6 protein-coding genes and 2 pseudogenes are annotated in these 6301 nt (G+C 62.2%); 2 read left to right on the top strand and 6 right to left on the bottom strand.

Annotated elements, in window-relative coordinates; all coding sequences use genetic code 11:
* A pseudogene (locus GIW04_RS26675) lies at positions 1–158 on the bottom strand (YcgN family cysteine cluster protein); the annotation flags it as partial.
* Between the two features lie 153 nt (positions 159–311).
* Between GIW04_RS26675 and GIW04_RS26670 the strand changes: the two are divergent.
* A complete protein-coding gene (locus GIW04_RS26670) occupies positions 312–905 on the top strand; it encodes a nitroreductase family protein (protein ID WP_034133632.1) in 594 nt (197 codons plus the stop codon).
* Positions 906–1041: 136 nt separating this feature from the next.
* Here GIW04_RS26670 and GIW04_RS26665 read toward each other — a convergent pair whose 3' ends face one another.
* The 5 genes from GIW04_RS26665 to GIW04_RS26645 all read right to left on the bottom strand — a co-directional run bounded on the left by GIW04_RS26665 (position 1042) and on the right by GIW04_RS26645 (position 5698).
* Positions 1042–1974: a D-2-hydroxyacid dehydrogenase gene (locus GIW04_RS26665; protein WP_003189599.1), complete on the bottom strand. Its 933-nt coding sequence runs from the start codon at positions 1972–1974 to the stop codon at positions 1042–1044.
* A gap of 106 nt (positions 1975–2080) precedes the next feature.
* Complete coding sequence (locus tag GIW04_RS26660) at positions 2081–2374, bottom strand: YcgL domain-containing protein (protein ID WP_003189597.1); 294 nt, start codon at positions 2372–2374, stop codon at positions 2081–2083.
* Entirely contained in the window at positions 2371–3504 is a 1134-nt protein-coding gene (rnd, locus tag GIW04_RS26655) for a ribonuclease D (RefSeq protein WP_003189594.1), read from the bottom strand. Before rnd ends, GIW04_RS26660 begins: the two co-directional genes overlap by 4 nt.
* A 122-nt stretch (positions 3505–3626) precedes the next feature.
* Positions 3627–4226 (bottom strand): class I SAM-dependent methyltransferase, encoded by a 600-nt coding sequence (locus GIW04_RS26650; RefSeq protein ID WP_003189592.1) that lies wholly within the window; start codon positions 4224–4226, stop codon positions 3627–3629.
* A gap of 101 nt (positions 4227–4327) precedes the next feature.
* Positions 4328–5698 carry a glutamine synthetase family protein gene (locus GIW04_RS26645; protein ID WP_057710840.1) on the bottom strand — a complete coding sequence of 457 codons (1371 nt, stop codon included), beginning with the start codon at positions 5696–5698 and terminating at the stop codon, positions 4328–4330.
* Positions 5699–6146: 448 nt separating this feature from the next.
* Between GIW04_RS26645 and GIW04_RS26635 the strand changes: the two are divergent.
* Positions 6147–6301 (top strand): annotated as a pseudogene (locus GIW04_RS26635) (transporter substrate-binding domain-containing protein); the annotation flags it as partial.

Genomic DNA, 6301 nt, shown 5'->3' with positions numbered 1-6301 from the left:
TTGCAGGCGATGCGCGTGTAATAGACGCTGTTGTCGTCTTCATCCTCAAGCTTTTGCAGGCAGCACAGGCCACAGCCGTCGCACAACGACTCCCACTCCTCCTGGTCGAGGTGCTCAAGGGTTTTGCGTATCCAGAAAGGTTCAACTTTGGCGGCCATGGCTCTGCATCAGTATCGGAAGGTGAAAAGGCCGCCAGTCTAGTGCCCAAGCCGGTTGGGGCCAAGCGCTTACGACTGACGGTGTTGCAAGACTTGTCAGGCAGGGGTGGGCGCAGTAGCTTTGAATCCCGGTTTTTTCATCAGGATCTGTCCATGAGCAATAACCCCCGCGTTGCCGATTATCCGATCCACACCCAATTCACCGAGCGCTGGTCGCCCCGCGCCTTTACCGGCGAGAGCATCCCGCAGGAGACGCTGCTGAGTTTCTTCGAAGCCGCACGCTGGGCACCTTCGGCCTACAACTCGCAGCCGTGGCGGTTTCTGTATGCGCGCCGTGACACGCCGGATTGGGCGCGTTTCCTGGGCCTGCTCAATGAATTCAACCGCAATTGGGCGCAGCATGCGTCGGCCCTGGTGATCATCGCGTCGAAAACCGACTTCATCGCCCCCGGCGCCACCGAAGAAACCCCGGCGCTGTGGCACACCTTCGACACCGGCTCAGCCTGGGGCCACCTGGCGCTGCAAGCCAGCCTCAGTGGCTGGCACACCCACGGCATGGCCGGTTTCGATCAGGAACTGACCCGCAAGGAGCTGAAGATTCCCCAGGGTTATGCGCTGCATGCGGCCGTGGCGGTGGGCAAGTTGGGGGACAAGTCGAGTTTGCCGGAGTACCTGCAAGGGCGCGAAATGCCGAGCCCGCGCAAGCCGTTGAGCGAGCTGGTGTCCGAGGGGGACTTCAGCCTCTAAGCATCGCACTCTGACCCTCTGTAGGAGCGAGCTTGCTCGCGAAAAACTCACAGGCGCCGCGTTTATTCAGAAAGTACGCGTCATCGTTGACGTTCTTCGCGAGCAAGCTCGCTCCTACAGAGGGCATGGGGCAAGCTCAGTACCCGCGCTCGAAATCCACTTCCCCGCGCAGCGCTTGCTTGGCCTGATACGCCCGCAGGTTCTGTACAAACAATTCCACCATCATCGGCGGCGAGGTCGGGGCCGAGCTGTGCCCGGTCAACAGCAAACCCCACGCCGTCCAGAACGGGTGGCGTTGCGGCAAAGGCTCCTGGCGGCACACGTCGATCACCGCGCCGGCCAGGTGCCCTTCTTTGAGCGCCTCGACCAGGTCGGCGTCCACCACCGCCACGCCGCGTCCGACGTTGATAAACAACCCGGTGGGCTTGAACTGCTTGAACAGCGCCGCGTCGTACAGGTCATGGGTATCAGGCGTGTTGGGCAGCAGGTTGATCACGTAATCCACCTCCCCCACCAGCCGGCCTAACTGGTCGAGCCCGGCCACTTCGATAAACGGCGCCTGCTCGCGGGCCTGGCTGGCGATGCCATACAGCTGCACGCCGAATGGCAGCAGAAACTCGGCCACGCTCTGGCCAATGTCACCGGTGCCGACGATCAGCGCCTTGCGCCCGGCCAGGCTCTGGCCCATGCGGTTATCCCACTTGCGCTCCACCTGGCTGACCAGCCGCGCCAGCACTTCGCGCTCGTGGCCCAGCATGTAGGTGAGGACAAACTCGGCCATGACCTGGCCAAAAATGCCTACCGCTCGGGTCAGGCGATAGTCGCGGGGCAAGCCATCGGCCAACAGTGGCGTGATGCCCGCCCAGGTCGATTGCAGCCATTGCGGGTGATGGCCCTGGCGCAGCAGGGTCGCCAACAGATCGGGCTGGCCCAGCCACACCGGGCAGTCGGCGGCCAGGCGCGAAAGTTCGGCCGAGTCGCCGCTGGTCAGCACTTCAAGGTCTGGGGCGGCGTCCCTGAGCAATTGGGCGTAGAGCGGATGATCCTGTTCAGCAATCAGAACACGCATGGTTCAAACCTTTGAAAAAACAGTGCAGACGGCCGCCCGCATCCTTACGGCCACCGTCCTCTAATACGATTCCATTGAAACGGTGCCCTGAGGCGGGCACTGGTGATCACATCGGGTCGTTGCGGCGCAGCAGCTCTTCGGGCAAGTGCTCGATGTACTCGTCCTCGGCCGGCGGCATTTGCAGGTGGTAGCCCTGCTTGTCGAGGTTTTCCAGCACCACGGCGATGTCTTCGCGCGACAGCTTGCGCTCAGGCGTCAGCACCATGTCAAAGGCGTGATGCGCCTTGCCAAAGGCTTCCATCAACGGCTCGGGCACGCGCTCCAGGGCGTCGCTTTTGAGCACATAGAGGTACATGCCGTCTTTTTTCTTGCTGCGGTAGATGGAGCAAATACGTTTCAAGGCTGTTCTCCGGCATTGGCCAGGCTGTCGAGCAGCGCCTGGCCCATCAACTCGCGGCGCCAGCCACGCAGCGAGTCTGGCAATTGGTAAGGCCCATCGGGGTAGCCACTTTTAACCAGGGCTTCGAGGGTTTTCTTGCGCAGCATCAGTTCCGGCGCCATGTCCAGGCGCTCGGCGAAGGTTTGGCCCAGGGCCCGCAGTTGCTTGATCAACGCGGCGGCGTCCACGGGTAACGGCTCTGCCACGGCAGGCGGCCATTGGTCCATGGGCACGCTGGCGGTGCGCTTGATCAGGTCCAGCAGGAACTGGCCGTCCTGGCGCACGGTGCGCGGGTGCATGTCTTCGATCTTGCCCAGAGCGGCGAGGTTATCCGGCTGGGATTTGGCCAAGGGCCACAACGAGTGTTCGCGAATGATACGGTTGCGCGGCAAGTCGCGGGCACGGGCCTGCTGCTCGCGCCAGGCGCACAGTTCACGCAGCACCGCAAGTTGAGCACGGGACAACTTCCACGCCAGCTTGGCGTCGCGGTACAGCTCGTAGGGGTCGATCTCGCGGCGCAGGTTGGCCACCAGTTCGGCGCCGTCTTCCAATACCCAGGCGTATTTGTCGTCCGACAGTTGCGGGCGCAGGCGGGTGTAAACCTCGGCCAGGTGCACCGCGTCTTCGGCGGCGTAGCTGATCTGCGTCTCCGACAATGGCCGCTGCAGCCAGTCGGAGCGGGTTTCACCCTTGGGCAGCTCGATGTCCAACACCGCTTGCACCAGGCGCGAGTAGCCCATGGAGAAACCGAGGTTGAGGTACGCCGCCGCCAATTGGGTGTCGAACAACGGCACCGGCAAGCTGCCGGTCAGGCGCAACAGTACTTCCAGGTCTTCGCTGCAGGCGTGCACCACCTTGATCACCGCTGGGTTTTCCAGCAAGGCGGCCAAAGGTTGCCAATTGTCGATGGTCAGGGGGTCGATCAGGTAAGCGCGCACGCCATCACCGATCTGGATCAGCCCGGCAATAGGGTAAAAGGTGTCGACCCGCATGAATTCGGTGTCGAGGGCGACGAATGGCAACTGCTGCCATTCGGCGCAATGCTGGCCGAGGCTATCGTTGTCGCAGATCCAGTGAATATCGATGGCCACACGGCTCTCCCTTGAAGAATGGCGCGCAGTATATATCGCGAAAGAGGCTTGCGAGCATCCGCAGTGCACACGCCATCATGAAAACTCCGACAGGAGATGAAGAATAGTCCGACAAACGGGCGTTATCCTCTCTTACGCAAAACGTAGACGCACCATAGTCGCGAGCCCGGCAGGAACTCTTGGTAATTGAGGATTTTGAAGCCGGCTTGGCGAAACTCGCTCTCTACGGGCGTGCCCACGTTCACGGCCACGATCACCGTGTCGCGGCTGACACGGTGAAACTCGTGCAACAACATGAGTCGTGCATCGCTGTCGGGCACATGCCGAAACAAATCCAGGCAGAAAATGCAGTCCACCGCATTTGCCGAAAGGCCAATGGAAAACGCCGAGCCCTGGAATGTTTTGACACGCTTGAGCAACGCGCCCGGGTGATGGGTGCGCGCGTGATCGAGCATCGCCTGGGAGTTGTCCGAGGCCAGGATCACGCGGTTGACGTGTTCGGCCAGCACCGGCCAGAAGCGCCCGGAACCGCACGCCAAGTCGAGGATAAGCCCAGGCTCGCCCGCCACCTTCAGCGCTTGGCGCACCAGCCGCGCATCGCGCCACGCCGACAGGCGCTGCAACAGCCTGGGCGGACGCGGGTCGCCACAGCCCCTGGCATGCTCACGGTCATAGCGCTCGGTGAATTCGGTCTCGATGGAGGATGGAGGTTGTGGCGACATCGCGGGCTCATGTGAATGAAACGGTAGTAAACGACCTTGATTCGCAGCTTAACCGCCGCAACGTGAAAAAAAGGTCGAAAGCCCCTACCCGCTAAAATCGATCATGCCTGGTGTAAATACCAGCGCCAATCCTGCTCCCCCACCTCGCCCATGAACTGGCGGTATTCGGCACGTTTGACCGCCAGGTAAACGCCGAGGAATTCACGCCCGAACGCGTCCGGCGCCCAGCGGGACGTTTCCAGCGCGCGCAAGGTGGTCAGCCAGTCGGTGGGCAGCAGCTCCGTGGCCTGGGCGTAGCCGTTGCCTTCCACCGGGGCGCCAGGGTCTAGCTGTTCGCGGATGCCTCGGTGAATGCCGGCCAGGATTGCGGCGGCCGCCAGATAGGGGTTGGCGTCGGCGCCGCAGATACGGTGTTCGATATGCCGGGATTGGGCCGGGCCACCGGGCACGCGCAGGCTGACGGTGCGGTTGTCCACGCCCCAGGTGACCGCGAGCGGCGCATAGCTGTTGGTTTGGAAGCGCCGGTAAGAATTGGCGTTGGGGCAGAACATCAACAGTGAATCGAGCAAGGTGCTGAGCATCCCGCCCACAGCCTGGCGCAGCAGCGGCGTACCGTCTGCCGCTTCACTGGCAAACAGGTTATTGCCCTGGGCATCGGCCAGGCTGACGTGCATATGCATGCCTGTACCGGCCAGGTCGTCGAACGGCTTGGCCATGAAACAGGCGGTCATTCCATGCTTGTGCGCCACGCCCTTGACCAGGCGTTTGTAGCGCACGGCTTCGTCCATCGCCTGCAGCGCGTCGGTGCGGTGTTCGAGGGTGATTTCCACTTGGCCCGGCGCGTACTCGGAGATGGCCGTGCGCGCCGGAATCCCTTGCAGCTTGCAGGCGCTGTAGAGGTCGGCAAGAAACGGTTCGATCTGCTCCAGTTCGCGCAGGCCATACACCTGGGTCGAGCGCGGGCGATTGCCATCCACATCCCGCGCCGGTTGCGGGCGGCCGTTGCTGTCGGGCTTCTGGTCGAGCAGATAGAACTCCAGCTCCGCCGCCATTACCGGGTAGTAACCGTCAGCCTTGAGCGCCTCGATAACTTTGGCCAGCAGGTGCCTGGGGTCGGCCACGGTGGCGGGCAGGCCTTCGGTGGGGTGCATGCTCACTTGCACCGCCGCGGTGGGGATCAAGCGCCACGGCATGCGCTGCAAACTGCCGCTGATCGGGTAGGCACGGCAGTCGATATCCCCCACCTCCCACACCAGCCCGGAGTTTTCGACGTCATCGCCATTGATGGTCAGGCCGAGGATGGTGCTGGGCAGAGGCCGACCACTTTCGTACACCGCCAGCAGTTCGTCGCGGTGCAGCAGCTTGCCGCGCGGTACGCCGTTGTTATCGAGGATAAACAGCTCGAACATTTCGATGTCGGGGTTCTGTTCAAGGAAGGCCTGGGCTTCGTGCAGGCTGGCAAAAACACTCATGGGAATTCTCATACGTTTGCATCAGGCAAGCGCGCAGGCGCCGCCAGGCAGATGCGCACAGGTGCGCGTCATCCATGTGGGTAGATCAACGTAGGAGAGAGGTATCTGGCGGGCGCGCGTGTCGGCAATGGAACAAGGCCCAGAACGCAAGCGCAGACGGCAATGTCGCGGTGTGAGTATCGGGGCAAGCGTGCATGCGCAAGTCACAGTGATAGAGATACCTGAGCGTCACATGCCGGGATACGCGGGTCAACTCAGGCTTGACGGAGTTTGGTTGCAGTTTGGCTAAACATTCTGCCTGTAGGAGCGAGCTTGCTCGCGAGGATCGTTAACGATAACGCGGGATGCCTGATTCACAGCGGCGCACTCAGGTTATTCGCGAGCAAGCTCGCTCCTACAAAAAACGGGCATTATGGCGGCTTCGACCGTGCCCTAAGGATTCGACTCCATGAAAGCGCCTCTGGCCCTCTGTGTACTGGCAAGCCTGGCCAATGTCGCCCAGGCCGACACCGCCGCGTCACGCCTTGACGAAGTGATTGCACGCGGCACCCTCACCGTGTGCACCACCGGCGACTACAAGCCTTACACCTCGCTGCGCAGCGA

Origin of the sequence: Pseudomonas sp. PA-4-8C (assembly GCF_021606625.1) — a bacterium.
GTDB classification, from domain to species: domain Bacteria; phylum Pseudomonadota; class Gammaproteobacteria; order Pseudomonadales; family Pseudomonadaceae; genus Aquipseudomonas; species Aquipseudomonas lactis.
This window is presented reverse-complemented; position numbering and strand designations above follow the sequence as displayed.